Here is a 15351-nt window from a genome sequence, read left to right on the forward strand (position 1 = left end):
AGGTGAAAGCATGATTGATGCCGGAATCATGGATGGGGATCTTATTTTAGTCCGCCAACAACAAGTTGCCCGCAATGGTGAGATAGTTGTTGCGATGATTGGTGAAGAAGCTACGGTTAAGCGCTTCTATAAAGAAAAAACTTTGATCCGTCTACAACCCGAAAACCAATACATGGAGCCTATTTATTCTCAAGACGTCGTGATTTTAGGTAAAGTGATTGGCGTATTTCGTCTTTTGCATTGATATCACACATTTTGTATCGCCTATTTCTTGTTTAATAGCAAATGGACACAAAAATTGAGGGGCCTAAACCCCTCTTCTTTGTGTCCATTTGTCATCAGGACTATATTCTCTACCTATGGAGACCACCTTAAACCGATATTTTGCGGGAACGGCTATCTTTAAAGCGCTCAAAGCCTAGTTCGATTAAACGAGTGATCAAGTCCGAGTACGGGATTCCACTCGCTTCCCAAAGCTTGGGATACATAGAAATTTGGGTGAAGCCAGGCATGGTATTGATTTCATTGATATAGATCTGATTGTCTTTGGTAACAAAAAAATCCACCCGACTTAATCCACAGGCCTCAACGGCATGGAAGGCTTGCACAGCTTTCTCTTGCAGACTGCTGACCACTAGAGGATCAAGCTCTGCAGGTATCACTAAGCGTGAGCCGGTGTCGATGTATTTGGCTTCATAGTCATAAAAATCCTTAGAAGGAAGAATCTCTCCGGGAACACTGGCTTGAGCCTCATCATTGCCAAGTACACTGAGTTCAATTTCTCGCCCGACGATATTTTTCTCAACCACAATTTTTCGGTCGTATTCAGCCGCTAGTTTAAGTGCCGTTACTAGCTCTTCAGGATTATTTGCCTTAGATATGCCGACACTGGAGCCCAGATTAGCTGGCTTAACAAAGCAGGGATAGCCAAGAGATTCTTCAATATTTTCAAGTGCTTTTTCCATGTTGTTATGCAATGTCTCTCTAAGGATGGTGAGATACGGAGCTTGTGGCAGGCCGGCTTCGCTGAAAACTGCCTTCATGCGGTCTTTATCCATACCTAAAGCTGAGCCTAAGACTCCTGAGCCAGCGTAAGGTACATTGGCCATTTCAAATAATCCTTGGATGGTACCATCTTCGCCGAACGGTCCGTGCAGGACGGGAAAAATGAAATCAAACTTCCCCTGATGAGGAAGCGGACTGCCATCGAGGGCTATAAAGTGCGGGTTCGAGGGGTCGTGAATGAGATTGACTTGAATACCCTGAATAGAGGAATCGCGTTGCCAATCTACGGGGTTTACTCCCCAATGCCATTGACCGGATTTGGTTATTCCGATGGTTTGAACTTCGTATTTTTCGGAATCTATTGCTTTGAGTACAGAAGTGGCAGAATTCAGAGAGACCTCGTGCTCTCCGGATTGGCCTCCAAAGAGAAGAACTATTCTTTGCCTTGTCATTATATGTACCCATCCTCTCTGCTCAGATTTTTAATTACTCTATACTATATGCAAATCCATAAAAAAGCTACTAAATCTATAATCAATATCACTTAAGTAATTATCGACTCATTCCTTAATCAATTGCACCGAAACGATTCAAGGGCCAATAACGAAATAACGTCATACCTGAGATATTTTCAATGGGCAGAAAGCCCCATTCCCGAGAATCAGCACTATTGTTCCTGTTATCCCCCATGACAAATACTGAGCCTTCCGGAACGACGAGGGACTCAAGCGTTTTGATTTGAGGTTCCATGACATAGGGCTCTTCGATAGGCTGCCCATTGATATAAGTTTTGTGTTTGCTGATTTCAATAGTATCCCCCGGTAACGCCACGATACGTTTAATAAAATCATCGGAAGAGTGTGCGCTTGAAGGTGGATGGAAAACGATAATATCGCCTCGTTCAAATTCCCCAAAATACTTGAAGAATAACTTATCGACGATGACGCGATCTTGTAACTGGATAGTAGAGAGCATGGAGCCGGTAGGAATAATTCTGGCCTCTAAAACATAGGTGCGAATCAGCCAAGATAAGGCAAAGGCAATAATGACAATTTCTACAATCTCTAGTATAAATTTCAGGGTACTTTTCTCAGGTTTACTCTCGGTTTTATTAATATAGCGTTCATCTTCCACACTGTACACCTCACTTTAGTAATCCCTGTTCCCAAAGTCTATGTGCCGCTAAGATATTTCCGAATTTGACGTAGTACAAGGAAACCCCTCCTTGTTGGTAAACAATATAGGGTTCGCGCATGGGTCCATCAGCAGAGAATTCGCTGGTAGCTCCTTGAATAAAGGTCCCTCCGGCCATGATGACCTCATCCTCATAGCCCGGCATTCCCGAGGGAATGGGTAGTACATGACTATCAACGGGAGATCCTTTTTGGAAACCCTGGCAAAAAGCAACCATGCGTTCGCGCGAATTAAGTTTAACTGCCTGAATAAGATCGGTACGTGGAACTTCCGGCAACGGGTTGACCTCGAAGCCTAAAGCCTGCCAAAAGGCCGCAGAAAAAACGGCGCCACGAATGGATTCGCTGATCGTCAGCGGGCTAAAGAATAGTCCTTGGAAAAACAGCAACTGCCACTGGAGGGTGGCTCCTACTTCTCCGCCAATCCCCGGAGCTGTTAAGCGGCAAGCGGCTTGTTCGACTAATTCCTTTTTACCGGCGATATATCCTCCGGTAGGTGCTAAGCTTCCGCCCAGATTTTTAATCAGGGAACCGGCAAAAAGATCGACCCCGACATCCCCGGGCTCTCGTTTCTCCACAAGCTCGCCATAGCAATTATCTACAAAGATAATGAGATGAGGATGATGTTGGCGAACAAAACCTACGAATTCAGCAATCTGCTCCATATTGAGAGAGTTGCGCCATGCATAGCCCCGTGAGCGCTGCATAATTAACATCTTTGTATTTGGCTTAAGGGCTTGCCCTAATAAGTCATTCTGGATATTTCCCGATTCATCAAGGGGAATCGAGTCATAGGATATCCCGAAATCCTTCAGGCTCCCCTGCCCTGTTCCGCGGATGCCGATGACCTCTTCTAGTGTATCATAAGGATCGCCTGTGACGGAAATAAAATGATCTCCAGGTCTGAGTACACCGAACAAAGCAGCTGCTATAGCATGAGTACCGGAGACGAATTGTCCCCGTACCAGCGCTGATTCTGTCCCGAGGATGCGAGCCATAACCCGATCCAAGGTTTCCCTGCCGCTATCGCCGAGGCCGTAGCCCGTGGTGCCTTGTAAATGATAGGTAGATACTCTTTCCTCCTGAAAGGCTTCGAGAACTTTGGCGTGATTATACTCAGCAATTTTCAGAATAGAGTGCTCCTGCTGCTGCAAAAGCTGTTCGGCCATAACCTTGGCTTTTTGTATTTGACTCGGTAAATGATCCAAAAACAATGGTGAGACCTCCTAGTTCGTTTCATCCTTATCTATTGAAAGGAGCTCAAGAACCTTATTCCATACAGGAGCCAGTGTGCTATCTTGAGTTAAGGACATGGGAATTGGATGGGATAATTCTTGAGCTAAACGATTTAAATCCGAAGGATGACTGATTTTATCGGTTTTATTAAGCAGGGTAATACGCGGCTTATTGCTGGATTCCAGCTGCGTTAAGATGCTGTGTACCGTATCGGCGCGTTCTAAGGCTCGAGGATGGCTGGCATCCAAGACGTGGATCAAAATGTCGGCATTTTGAACTTCTTCAAGGGTAGCAAGAAAAGCGTGAAGTAATTGATGGGGTAGCTTTTGAATAAAGCCAACCGTATCACTAAGTAAGATATGGGTATTTTGGTTGAGTTTTATCCCCCGCACGATCGGATCGAGGGTCGCAAAGAGCTTGTCCTCACCCTGAATAACCTCACCTTTAGAACGGGTTTGTTCCATAGCTTTTTGCAAAAAGGTAGTTTTTCCTGCATTCGTGTATCCCACTAAGGCAATCAATGGGATGCCGCTTTTTTCTCTCTGGCGTCTTTGCGTAGTGCGGACTTTGCGGATTTCGATCAGTTCAGTCTCGAGAAGATTGATCTTTTTGCGCACCCTGCGTTTATCCATTTCCAGCTTGGATTCCCCAGGACCACGGGTCCCAACTCCTCCTCCCAATCGAGAAAGATTGATACCCTGACCGGAAAGACGTGGTAAAAGATGCTTGAGCTGAGCTAATTCAACCTGGAGCTTCCCTTCTCTTGATTTGGCACGTAGAGCAAAGATATCTAGGATTAGGGTGGTTCGATCCAGGACCTTGATACCCGTCGCCTGTTCTAAAGTGCGTTGCTGAACAGGTAAAAGCTCATCGTCACAAATGAGAACGTTCGCGCCACTGTTTTGAAGATGCTGTGTTAATTCCTGTAATTTTCCTTTGCCTATGTAGCTGACAGGACTACCAAAGCGCTTGGGCTGAAGAAGCTGTCCTACCACTTCAACACCGGCAGATAAGGCCAGCTCGGCAAGCTCAGAAAGAAGTTCATAACCGGGATCTTCATCTTCTAGGGCTACTAAGAAGGCTTTCTCTTGATCGCTAACTTTCGAGACTTGGCCAGCCGGACGGGCACGAAAGTCGTTGACGGCGGTATCGTAGGAGAAATCCTCAAATTCCTTCGGAGTTAAGTTAAGGATTTCATGCCCTGAATCTCCTGGGAAGGCAATTTCTATCCCAGTGATCTGACCGTTTTTAACCCCTATACTACTCATGCTTTCTAAACCCGCGGAGCTTAAAGCACTTAAGTCCATAGGGCTTAGAGTCGCGTTCCCGCCGGGATGAGTGTGGATACAACGCAAACGACCCGCCTGACGGGCGGGTAGCGGAGGTAGCTTAACAGTAGCGTGTTGGCCGATAGCTACCGCACTGACGATCCCCGAACGGTTTATATAAAGCGCAATTTCTTTATTCCATTGACTGGTGAGCGTGCAAATACCTTCTAATAAATTAAAATGGATAAGCCCCGGACGTTCTGTCCGGAGCGCAGTCAACTCTTTAAGAGCCTTAAGCTGGGTTCCACGGATTCCAGCGATATCACCGAGAATATCCATTTGAACCTCCAAATGATGATTTAAGTTCATCTTGTTATTTTAAGTCCTCTTCATCCAGACTTAAGTCACAAGGTAAAATTCGAATCAACTCTTCACGGGATGAGGAGGATTTTTGATAGAGTCGTACAGCCTGCTTGCGAATAGTTTTTTCCACCATGTTGCGGACCAAGCGGGCGTTTCCCGCATAAGGATGAGAGTTTAGAACCCCTTGCAGCATAAAGCGAAAGGCGTCCCGAGCTTCGAGTGTAAATTCGTATTGACGAGCTTTCAACATGGAATCGCCAATCCTTAAAAGTTCATCGATTGAGTAATCCGGAAAATCAATATGGATTGGAAAGCGTGACCTGAGACCGGGATTCGTCTGTAAAAACCATTCCATCTCGTGTTTATAGCCAGCTAAAATCAAAATGAGTTCATTTTTATGATCTTCCATGGCTTTGACCAGAGCGTCGATGGCCTCTTTGCCAAAATCCTTTTCGCCACCACGAGCTAAAGAGTAGGCTTCATCAATAAATAGAACGCCACCCAAAGCTTTCTTGACCTGATCCCGGGTTTTTTGCGCCGTATGACCTATGTATTCTCCCACCAAATCGGCTCGCTCACATTCAATAATATGCCCCTTTTGGAGGACTTCCATCTCCTTGAAAAGCTTGCCAATAAGTCGGGCTACCGTGGTTTTCCCTGTTCCAGGATTTCCTCGAAAAATCATGTGGAGGACCAGGGGCTCGGCGGTTAGTTTTTCACGTGTTCGCCGTTTTTGAATTTCTATATACGCTTGGATCTCATTGATAAGTCGTTTAACTGTAGTTAAGCCTACCAAAGCATCCAGTTCGGCAAGGATTTCGGCAATATCTTTATTTTCAGCTACATTATGTATTACCTTTCGCCCACGCTGGGGCTCTTGAATTGAATCTGCTCCCGAGGTAAGGGGTTGAACCTGCGAAGTTTGAACGATCGGAGGTTGGTTCTTTTCCGGTCGAAAGGTAATACGAATTGCCATAAGATGCGACACCTCCCATCTTTACTACTATACGCAGCAAGATGGGAAAGGTGTCCTAAAATTATAGACTCATTTTGCGCTGTTAGAAGATAAGGATTTAGCATAGCGTACCCGAGCGTTTTTATCGAGATGCTTTTTGCGTAACCGAATACTTTTGGGAGTTACCTCCACCAATTCGTCATCATCAATATATTCCAAAGCCTGTTCCAAAGTAAAGATCTTAGCTTTTTCTAAACGCAAAGCTTCTTCGGAATTACTGGCGCGCATATTCGTCACGTGCTTTTTCCTAGCTACATTCACTTCAATGTCTTGTTCACGATTGCTTTCGCCAACAATCATTCCTTCATAAATCTTGGTTCCCGGCTCAATGAAGGTCATGCCACGTTCCTGAGCGGAATGAAGTCCATAAGTTGTAGCTTCACCCGTTTCAAAGGCAATTAAGACTCCGCGACTTCTACCGGGGATGTCACCTTTATAAGGCTCGTAGCCATTAAAGATATGACTCATAATTCCTTCGCCGCGGGTTTCGGTTAGGAAATCTCCTCGGAAACCAATAAGGCCCCGAGCGGGAACTTTGAATTCCACACGCATTTGGGTTTGCGATATGTGGGACATATTGACCATCTCAGCCTTCCGCTTACCTAACAGATCGATAACTGTACCCATGGCAGTTTCGGGAATATCACAGTTCAAATATTCGATGGGTTCACATTTCTGGCCATCAATCATTCTATAGATGACCTCAGGTTTAGAGACTTGAAGCTCATAACCTTCCCGTCTCATGTTTTCAATGAGAATGGATAAGTGAAGCTCACCACGTCCGGACACCTTAAAGGAATCTGCAGAATCCGTTTCTTCAACACGCAGGCTGACATTGGTCTCAACCTCTTTAAACAAACGTTCTCTGAGCTTGCGGGAGGTAACGAATTCTCCTTCCAGACCGGCAAAAGGACTATTATTAACAATAAAATTCATAGTTAGAGTTGGTTCATCAACCTCAATAACCGGTAGAGCCTCCGGATTGCTGGCATCGGCCACTGTCTCACCGATATTCGCAGTGGTTAAACCGGTTAAGGCGACAATCTCCCCTGCACCGGCTTCGGGTACATCGCTCCGTTTCAACCCTTCGTAGGTATAGACTTTACCGATTTTAGCCCGCTCAAAGGTTCCGTCACGCTTAATTAAGGTAATGTTTTCTCCTTGACTGACCTTGCCGCGCACAATTCGACCAATGACGATCTTGCCTACATAGTCATCATAGTCAAGAGTTGTAACTAAGAGCTGCAAGGGTGCATCAAGATCCACATAGGGGGCAGGAATATGATCAAGTACAACCTTAAAGACAGGTTCTAAATTATCTGTAAGTTGATCAGGTTCGTTGCCGGCAATACCATCACGAGCTGAGGCATATACCACCGGAAAATCTAATTGGTCTTCGTCAGCCCCTAACTCGATAAATAAATCAAGAACTTCATCGACGACTTCAGCCGGGCGGGCGTCGGGACGGTCAATTTTGTTAATGACAACGATGGGTACTAGTTTTAATTCTAAAGCTTTCTTTAAAACAAAACGAGTTTGGGGCATCGGCCCTTCAAAAGAGTCGACAACCAGGAGCACCCCGTTGACCATTTTTAAAACACGTTCCACCTCACCACCAAAGTCGGCGTGACCTGGGGTATCAACGATATTGATCTTTGTGCCCTGCCAAGTAACGGCAGTATTTTTGGAGAGAATGGTAATCCCTCTCTCCCGCTCTAAATCATTCGAATCCATGACACGTTCCACAACGTTTTGGTTAGCGCGGAAGGTTCCGCTTTGTCTAAGCATGGCATCAACTAGTGTTGTTTTGCCATGATCAACGTGTGCAATGATTGCGATATTGCGAATATTTATCGATTTCATAAAACTTCCCTTTCTCGACTCAAAATTACCACAAACTTAAATATACCATGCCATTATTATCTCTACAATAAGTAAAATTAGTAATAAAATTAAATTTACTATTGGTTAGACCAAATCCTATATTGACAAAACTTGAAACCACTTATATCCTTCACACACAAAAAAAAGCCTGAATGAATCAGGCTTTTAAGTATTGACCTTATTCTTAACGGTCCTCGGCAGAGGATTGTGATGCGGCTACTAAATTAATCGGACGAATCGGCATAACTGTTGAAATAGCGTGTTTGTAAACCATTTGCTGTTTACCTTCAAATTCAAGGACGACTGTAAAATTATCAAATCCGCGGACTAAGCCTTTTAATTGAAAGCCATTCACTAGATAAATCGTGACTGGCATATTTTCTTTTCGGACTTGGTTTAAAAAGGTATCCTGCAAATTGATGGGCGATTTGTTCATTTTTTTACCTCCACCACCATCTATTTCTATTTTCCTATTTTACACGACTTTCAATCGCACTGCAAGTGTCAATCAAAGATTCAATAATATTTGACATTTTCTCGTTGTAAGTGTCATGCCAAATAATACGCGGGTCTCTACGAAACCAGGTAAGCTGCCGTTTGGCAAAGTGCCGGGTATCTCTTTGAAAGATGCGGAGCATTTCTTGTTGGGTCACCTTACCATAGAGATAAAGCAAGGCATGCCGATATCCGATACTCTGCAGGGGCTTAAGACGAGGGGAATACCCTTCTTTGAGTAAGCTATGCGTCTCTTCGATGAGCCCTGAGGCTAACATTTGTTCACAACGGAGGTTGATCCGCTCATAAATAATTTCTCGGGGAGCGGTGAGCCCCACATAGAGTGTGGAAGGATCTAAGTTGGAGTAGTGGGTGTCTTGATCGCCGCGGATCTCAGAAAATGGCTTGCCAGTTAGTTGGCACATCTCCAGCGCCCGGATAACTCGCACTGTATCGTTAGGATGAAGACGTTGGGCACTGAGTGGGTCCCTTGTCTCTAATTCGCGGTGCAGGGCTTCTTTTCCCTGTTGAGCAAGGAAGTCGTACCAACCCTTGCGAATGGATTCCGAGCCGTGTTCGGCAAAACCAAAAGGATCAAGCAAGGAACGGATATAAAGTCCTGTGCCTCCCACGACAATCGGAACTTTGTCCCTGCTTCTAATATCTTGGATAGTTTTTTGGGCTAAGGCTTGAAATTGAGCTACTGTAAACGGCTGCCTTGGATCGAGGGCATCCAGCAAATAATGCGGAACATTACCCTGCTCCTCTTGGCTTGGTTTAGCGGATCCGATGTCCAGCTTTCGATAGATTTGCACCGAGTCCCCAGAGATAATTTCACCTTGGAGGGCTTGGGCAAGGGCAACACTAAGTGCAGTCTTTCCCACAGCGGTCGGTCCCACAATGATAACCAAGGGCTTCAATCCCCCGCTCCCTCCTTTCTGATCATTCCATAGTCCACATGGCTATATTTCCCACCCTCATCAACAGAAAAACCCAAACGTGCAAACTCCGGGCTCTCTTTGCGCTCTTTTAGAATAACGCGCTTTCTTGCTACACGGTAGGCCTCAGCAACCGCTTCTTGACTTAAGGCTTGGGGATTGGAAACCTGGTGCAAGGGGCGGATGGAATCACTTTTGTCTCGAGTATGACGGAACATAGGGTCAAAATAGACAACATCCACCGAGGATGAGAGGAATTGGGTCAGTAATTCTTGGTGGTCACCCCATTGGACCTGAATATGTTGGGCCGCTTCAGACAAAGCCAGCCACGCTCGATTTTTATCTGGATTATCTGCTTGAGGGTAATTTCCTTGAGCTAAAGAAGTTAAGCCATCCTGAACTAAAGCGGATAAGATGGCTGAGTGTTCGATGCCGATAACCTGGCCCCGCGCTCCGACTCGAAAAGCAGCTACCAAGGCATCCGTTCCGAGGCCTAAAGTGGCATCTAAAAAGGTATCCCCTTCCTGGAGATTGACTGCCTTCAGGAATCGATCGGGTTCACCTCTGAGAATCTGGATAACTCTCAATAGAGCCATACTAGGGTGAAACATGATACGATGCTCCCCGGCTTCCAAAAATGTCCCTTTGCGGGTAATGTGGAGAGTTGGGTAGAGCTCTCTATCCCTAGGTCGACTATACCTTTTTTCGGAAGGTAAAATTGTGATGCCAGGTTGTTCTGAAAACCAAGCTGACTGCTTAAGTAAATGGGGATCCTTGGGATGGGTAAGGTTAAGAATTACTGTTGAGCCTATCATTAACGCCACTCCGAGCTATTTCTATTTATTAACTATTTTATCGATGAGTACTTCGTCTCTCCAGTGCTTGCACCTCTAGCACTTTGTGTCTTAAGAACTTTTAACTAGGTATCTACGGCAACCCCAGCTTTAGCTACGGTAAAAGCGTCGCTCAAGCTCTTCTTGAGAAAGCTGGACCATAGTAGGACGTCCGTGGGGGCAAGTATATGGACTAGCTGTTTTACTCAGTTGAACAATAAGCTGCTCCATCTCCATATGGTTCAGGTTTGCTTTAGCCTTAATGGATTCCTTGCAGGCCAGCATATAGATCCATTCTTCGAGTAGTTGATCCATGGAGGGTGGAATTTGACGCAACATAACCTGCTCAAGGAAATCCCGAAGTAGATTTTCTCCTTGATAGGGTCCGCTATAGGCCGGAATCCCGCGTAGGAGGTAAGTTCGTGTGCCGAATTGCTCTAGAATAAAACCCATATCATTAAGTAATAGGAAATGTTCAAGAAGGGCCTCTTCCTCTCCGGGGGTAAACTCCATGGGAAGAGGAATCAATAACATCTGGCAATCTCCGGAATTCTTTTGATGCTCTTTTAATAATCGCTCATAATTAATGCGTTCATGAGCCGCATGCTGGTCAAAAATCACCAGCTGCTCACCATTACTGGCCAGAATATACGTGTCAAAGACCTGACCAATCGGTCTTAAAGCAAGCAGAGGACTTTGTTGTGTGCTTGCTTGATTTGGGAAATTGGACTCTTTTTCGAGGAAATAGGGTTCTTTTTCGCAAGCTAATTCTGATTGTGTTTCAGGAGGTGCTACTTGGGTATCCACTGGTTCAAGAATACCCTTTGTGTGTTCAGCGGTTACTCTTGGCGAGGGGTTTAGGAACGGCTCCCAATGAGCTCTGTTTTCCTTGAGAAAGTTTGCAGGGGGCTTTGCAGCGGATCCCTCGGGAGTTGGGGTCAGATTCAACTGAGGCAATTTTTGAGGGTCTTTAGGGGAGAAACCAAAAGTATACTGTGCAGACTTTGCTTCTCGAGAAGTTAATTCTTTACTATCCTGGCCTTGTCTAAAATCATTCTGTGCACTCGAGTTAGAGTTTATTCCCGTAAAGCGTTTATCCGCTGAGTATTTCTCAAAGGGGGTCACAGGATGGGCTTCGAGCAGGGTCCTTCGCACGCATTCGGCGATGAATTCCATAAGTTCTTTTTCTTTATGAAAGCGAATCTCCATTTTTGTCGGATGCACGTTCACATCATATTCATGGGGGGGAATTTGCAAATCTAAAACCACAATGGGATAAACCTTAGCCGGAATCAGAGTATGATACCCCTCTAAAATGGCTCGACTAATGCTATTAGAGCGGATAATCCGCTGATTCACGATAAGTGCCTCCCCTTGCTTGGTAGAACGCACGAGATCGGGTGGGCTGATATAGCCCTTAAGTTGCCAATCCCCGGAAGCACAGGATATGGGCAGAAGACGACGGGCAGTTGCTTGCCCCAGTACGGCGCCGATGCTGTCAAGTAGCTGTCCCCTGCCGGGAGTTTGGAGAACAAGCACCTTGGGATGCTTGAGGATAAAGGAGACATCAGGCCGAGCTAAGGAAAGTCGTCCAATGACATCTGAGATTTGACCAAATTCGGTGTTCTTGGATTTGAGGAATTTTCGTCGAGCGGGTGTATTGTAGAACAAATCATCGACGGTGATCGTGGTTCCCGGAGGGCTGCCGATATGGTCGAACTCAAGCTGCTCCCCTCCTTCAATTCTCAGAACACGCCCGGAGATTTCGGTAGGAGGACGACTGATAATCTCTAATTTTGAGACAGAAGCTATACTCGGCAAGGCTTCCCCGCGAAAGCCAAGGGTTTGTAGTTGCATAAGGTCATCGATGGTGCGTATCTTACTGGTAGCATGGCGCAATACCGCCAGAGGCAATTCTTCGGCGGGTATACCTTGACCATTATCTTGCACACGAATTCTTTCTATTCCGCTGCCCTCAATTGTGATCTCAATCTGTGTGGCACCAGCGTCTAGAGCGTTTTCGATGAGTTCCTTTACCACAGATACGGGACGCTCCACCACTTCACCGGCAGCGATTTGATTGGAAGCTTGTGTGTCAAGTATCTTGATTTTGGCGGTCAATAGCTCGCTACCCCCTTCTCCTTAGACCAAAAGTCCACTTTATTATTCAGCTGATCTTGAAGTAATACCGGGATGTTCCGTCCCTTAAGCTGTTCCCATAAATCATATCCGGCTTGAGTACATTGGTTACATGCTTCAAAAGGAATCCGCACCAAGGCCGACTCCTTGCCGGTTAAGGTGTTTTGACTTTCGATCAGGACCGTCCCACCACAGTGATTACATTGGCGAATCCAGTCCTTGCGAACCTCTTGGAAGCCTTCTGTATCGTAATACACTGAATGAGGATAGTAAATCCATCGGCCGAGAGGAAGAAAGCTCTCCGTGCGAATCATCCAGTCTGGCTTGGTCCGACGATACTGTTCCTTCAGCTCTTTGATAAAGCCTTTGAAGGCATGGGTACCCGTTTGGGGGTGACGAGGTTTTTGGGGCTCGATAACTCCACTATAGTCTTCTCCTGCTAAAACAAGAACAATAGCTAAGTTCACATAGGGCAAGGCCCCTTCTATGGAGTATCCACCTTCCAAGACAGCTAAATCCGGTTTAAGTAGCTCGGTAATACGGCCATAACCGCGGGCAGTAACATTCATCGAGGCTAAGGGATCGGTGAAATGATTGTCTTGGCCTGCTGAGTTGATAATCAAATCCGGTTGAAACTCGTAAAGCCGAGGTAAAACCCAATTTTCCAGAACATAATGCAGATCCTCATCCCCGGTTCCGGGATTAAGGGGAATGTCCAAGGTCGTCTCCCAAGCATTAGGTCCCCCCTTTTCATAGATATAGCCGCTTCCTGGGTAAAGTGTCCGGCCATCTTGATGAAGGGAAATAAAGAGCACGTTAGGATCATGATAAAAGATATCCTGAGTCCCGTCCCCATGATGAACATCCGTATCAACAATAGCTACCTTTTTAATACCATAAAAAGTACGCAGGTAATTGATAAGAATGGCTTCGTTGTTAAGAGTACAGAAGCCTCGATTGCCTTGAACCGTAGCACCGGCATGATGTCCCGGAGGTCTTACTAAGGCGAAGCCATTGTCAATCTCCTTTTTGGCCCAAGCCTCTCCTAACACCAACGAACTCCCTGCGGCAATGAGATGGGCAGCTAAATCATGGCTTTCAGGCGAAGGAAATATTCCTTGAGTGCGCAGAACATCCTTTAGAGAGGCGACTCCAGGTGAGTATTGCTTGACATGGGGTAAATCCATAATCCCCTCTTCAAGCAGCTGCTCTTGAGTGTAGAGGAGCCTTTCCTCTCGTTCAGGATGGGTAGCACCTAAGGACCAGTCAAAAGCCGGAAAAAACAATAATCCTGTATGTTTCATACCTTAAGCCTCCCGACGACACCCGGGGGAACAACCACGGAACCCCGGATTATTTGTCCAACTGTCTCATAGCCTTTAACCACAGGAAAGAAATCGAAGGCTTGGGTTTTGAGTTCGAGCTCATTGAGGTTTAAGCCGATGTTTGTGGCCTTTTCTCGAGCGATCCCCATCAGAAATTCTTGTACTTCTTTATGAGGACGCTTTGCACCAAACCATTCACCCTGCTCCCCGTATTCCTCAATCCGATAAGAGCGCATGGTGGTGTCCAGATGAAGGGTGCAAGAAAAGGTCGGTCGAGCAAGGGCTGCACCGATGGCATTGGAAACATCAGCATGTTCACTAAAGCGAACGGGCAGACCTACTTTATCCTCTAAAGATGGCGCAATCCCCTGAGCACTTCCCCCGCTGACCCAGATATAAAAATCTCTTGAGCTATGAGGGTGCAGAACCTCCCAGACCTTATAGGCTGGTTCTTCTCGCCACTCCTTGTATAAACTCGCGTAGGTCTCAGTTACCTTTGCCGCAAACTGATCTAAGATCTTGAGAGCTAAATCGTGCAGGGATTGCGGATGGCGTGCTTCCGGTGGCAATAAGGTAGCTAACCCTTGTGCCGCACGTTCCCAATCGCCGTAATCGATCCGCTTGAGGTAGCGCATAGCATCCGTGGGGGTGGGGCAATTGCCGGATAAGCAATAGGCCGGTCCTAGACGATAAGGAGCAATAATGAAGCCCTCAGGAGTATCAGCTGAGGAAAGGATGGCAGAATCCCCTCCGATAGGTATCGAGCGCGTGGACAGGGAGCGAATCAGGGTCAGGTAGGGACCGATCTGAGCCCCATGGGTGCTCAATAAAGGTTCCCCTGAAAGAACAAGACCGATATCTGTCGTTGTTCCTCCAATATCTACCACCGCATAGGATTGCTGAGGGTCAGACTGGGCAAGTGCGCCAATAATACTGGCTGCAGGACCGGAGTTAATGGATTCGACAGGCCGAAGCTGGGTGCTAGGCAAGATCCCTCCATCCGCTTTTAAGACAGTAATTTTCGCTTGTGATCCATGCTGTTCTACCGCTTGATGCAACTGGGCAGAGAAATTCGTATAGAGATTTTTGCAAGCAGTGTTGAGATAGGTTGTAAGACTACGCCGGTAAAAATTCGCATGTCCCCATTCATAACCAAGGGCAATATCTAGTTCGGGGTAACGCTTGCTTAAAAACTGAGCTAGGCTCTCTTCAAGAATTTTATTGCGATGGGAGAATTTGCTGACCACAGCGACTTGAGTTTCTGAATCTAACTCCAGCTGATGACAGATTCGGCGCCATTCCAGCTCATCGGGAGGAGTTACTTCTCTCCCTCGATAGTCAATCTCTCCCTTTAAGGAATGATAGGAAACTGGCCAAGGCAGTGCATCGAGCTTCATGCCGGAGCCAGGAAATAGGAATAATTGGACAGGGGGTAATTTGTTCTCTAGGATAGCGTTGGTCACCAAGGTGGTACTGACAGTAATCTGTTCGACGGGTTGGTTAAAGACACCCAGGTGATCCAGAGCCTGGAGCAAGGTGCCCAACAGATTATCAGCTTGCGTTGGAACTTTAGTTTTATTGATAAGTCGATTCTCATGAATAAGAACCCCATCAGTAAACGTCCCACCGACGTCAATGCCCACTTGGTATGCCATAG

At 46.2% G+C, this 15351-nt stretch carries 13 protein-coding genes; 1 reads left to right on the forward strand and 12 read right to left on the reverse strand.

The window, feature by feature from the left end; all coding sequences use genetic code 11:
* Positions 1 to 244: LexA family protein (locus AAC978_RS14475; RefSeq protein WP_341548776.1), on the forward strand; the 244-nt coding region annotated here is incomplete at its 5' end.
* Between the two features lie 127 nt (positions 245 to 371).
* Here the strand turns inward: AAC978_RS14475 and AAC978_RS14480 are convergent.
* From AAC978_RS14480 to AAC978_RS14535, 12 genes are all read right to left on the reverse strand, one after another.
* The gene (locus AAC978_RS14480) at positions 372 to 1457 is read right to left on the reverse strand and encodes a D-alanine--D-alanine ligase (protein WP_341548777.1); all 1086 of its coding nucleotides are present in this window, start codon (positions 1455 to 1457) and stop codon (positions 372 to 374) included.
* Between the two features lie 115 nt (positions 1458 to 1572).
* The gene (gene lepB / locus AAC978_RS14485) at positions 1573 to 2139 is read right to left on the reverse strand and encodes a signal peptidase I (RefSeq protein WP_341548778.1); all 567 of its coding nucleotides are present in this window, start codon (positions 2137 to 2139) and stop codon (positions 1573 to 1575) included.
* Between the two features lie 10 nt (positions 2140 to 2149).
* The gene (locus AAC978_RS14490; protein ID WP_341548779.1) at positions 2150 to 3412 is read right to left on the reverse strand and encodes a methionine gamma-lyase family protein; all 1263 of its coding nucleotides are present in this window, start codon (positions 3410 to 3412) and stop codon (positions 2150 to 2152) included.
* Between the two features lie 12 nt (positions 3413 to 3424).
* Positions 3425 to 5041: a GTPase HflX gene (hflX, locus tag AAC978_RS14495; protein ID WP_341548780.1), complete on the reverse strand. Its 1617-nt coding sequence runs from the start codon at positions 5039 to 5041 to the stop codon at positions 3425 to 3427.
* Positions 5042 to 5075: 34 nt separating this feature from the next.
* Positions 5076 to 6041 carry an AAA family ATPase gene (locus AAC978_RS14500; protein WP_341548781.1) on the reverse strand — a complete coding sequence of 322 codons (966 nt, stop codon included), beginning with the start codon at positions 6039 to 6041 and terminating at the stop codon, positions 5076 to 5078.
* Between the two features lie 69 nt (positions 6042 to 6110).
* On the reverse strand, positions 6111 to 7943 hold the full coding sequence (typA, locus tag AAC978_RS14505) for a translational GTPase TypA (protein ID WP_341548782.1): 1833 nt from the start codon (positions 7941 to 7943) through the stop codon (positions 6111 to 6113).
* Positions 7944 to 8148: 205 nt separating this feature from the next.
* Positions 8149 to 8400, reverse strand: coding sequence for an RNA chaperone Hfq (gene hfq / locus AAC978_RS14510; RefSeq protein ID WP_341548783.1), 252 nt, complete (start codon positions 8398 to 8400; stop codon positions 8149 to 8151).
* Positions 8401 to 8434: 34 nt separating this feature from the next.
* A complete protein-coding gene (miaA, locus tag AAC978_RS14515) occupies positions 8435 to 9379 on the reverse strand; it encodes a tRNA (adenosine(37)-N6)-dimethylallyltransferase MiaA (protein ID WP_341548784.1) in 945 nt (314 codons plus the stop codon).
* Positions 9376 to 10212, reverse strand: a complete 837-nt coding sequence (locus AAC978_RS14520) for a class I SAM-dependent methyltransferase (RefSeq protein ID WP_341548785.1) — start codon at positions 10210 to 10212, stop codon at positions 9376 to 9378. Before AAC978_RS14520 ends, miaA begins: the two co-directional genes overlap by 4 nt.
* A gap of 129 nt (positions 10213 to 10341) precedes the next feature.
* Positions 10342 to 12351, reverse strand: a complete 2010-nt coding sequence (mutL, locus tag AAC978_RS14525; RefSeq protein WP_341548786.1) for a DNA mismatch repair endonuclease MutL — start codon at positions 12349 to 12351, stop codon at positions 10342 to 10344.
* Complete coding sequence (locus AAC978_RS14530; protein ID WP_341548787.1) at positions 12348 to 13673, reverse strand: histone deacetylase family protein; 1326 nt, start codon at positions 13671 to 13673, stop codon at positions 12348 to 12350. The genes mutL and AAC978_RS14530 overlap by 4 nt, the downstream gene beginning before the upstream one ends.
* Positions 13670 to 15349 carry a hydantoinase/oxoprolinase family protein gene (locus AAC978_RS14535; protein ID WP_341548788.1) on the reverse strand — a complete coding sequence of 560 codons (1680 nt, stop codon included), beginning with the start codon at positions 15347 to 15349 and terminating at the stop codon, positions 13670 to 13672. Before AAC978_RS14535 ends, AAC978_RS14530 begins: the two co-directional genes overlap by 4 nt.
* Positions 15350 to 15351: the final 2 nt, after the last annotated feature.

Origin of the sequence: Desulfitobacterium sp. THU1 (assembly GCF_038181555.1) — a bacterium.
Classification (GTDB): Bacteria; Bacillota; Desulfitobacteriia; order Desulfitobacteriales; family Desulfitobacteriaceae; genus Desulfitobacterium.

Excerpts from the sequence above, each read along its gene's own strand:
- AAC978_RS14480 (WP_341548777.1), bottom strand. The coding sequence starts at position 1,457 with ATGACAAGGCAAAGAATAGTTCTTCTCTTTGGAGGCCAATCCGGAGAG.
- hflX (WP_341548780.1), bottom strand. The coding sequence starts at position 5,041 with ATGGATATTCTCGGTGATATCGCTGGAATCCGTGGAACCCAGCTTAAG.
- AAC978_RS14500 (WP_341548781.1), bottom strand. The coding sequence starts at position 6,041 with ATGGCAATTCGTATTACCTTTCGACCGGAAAAGAACCAACCTCCGATC.
- typA (WP_341548782.1), bottom strand. The coding sequence starts at position 7,943 with ATGAAATCGATAAATATTCGCAATATCGCAATCATTGCACACGTTGAT.
- hfq (WP_341548783.1), bottom strand. The coding sequence starts at position 8,400 with ATGAACAAATCGCCCATCAATTTGCAGGATACCTTTTTAAACCAAGTC.
- AAC978_RS14520 (WP_341548785.1), bottom strand. The coding sequence starts at position 10,212 with ATGATAGGCTCAACAGTAATTCTTAACCTTACCCATCCCAAGGATCCC.
- AAC978_RS14530 (WP_341548787.1), bottom strand. The coding sequence starts at position 13,673 with ATGAAACATACAGGATTATTGTTTTTTCCGGCTTTTGACTGGTCCTTA.
- AAC978_RS14535 (WP_341548788.1), bottom strand. The coding sequence starts at position 15,349 with ATGGCATACCAAGTGGGCATTGACGTCGGTGGGACGTTTACTGATGGG.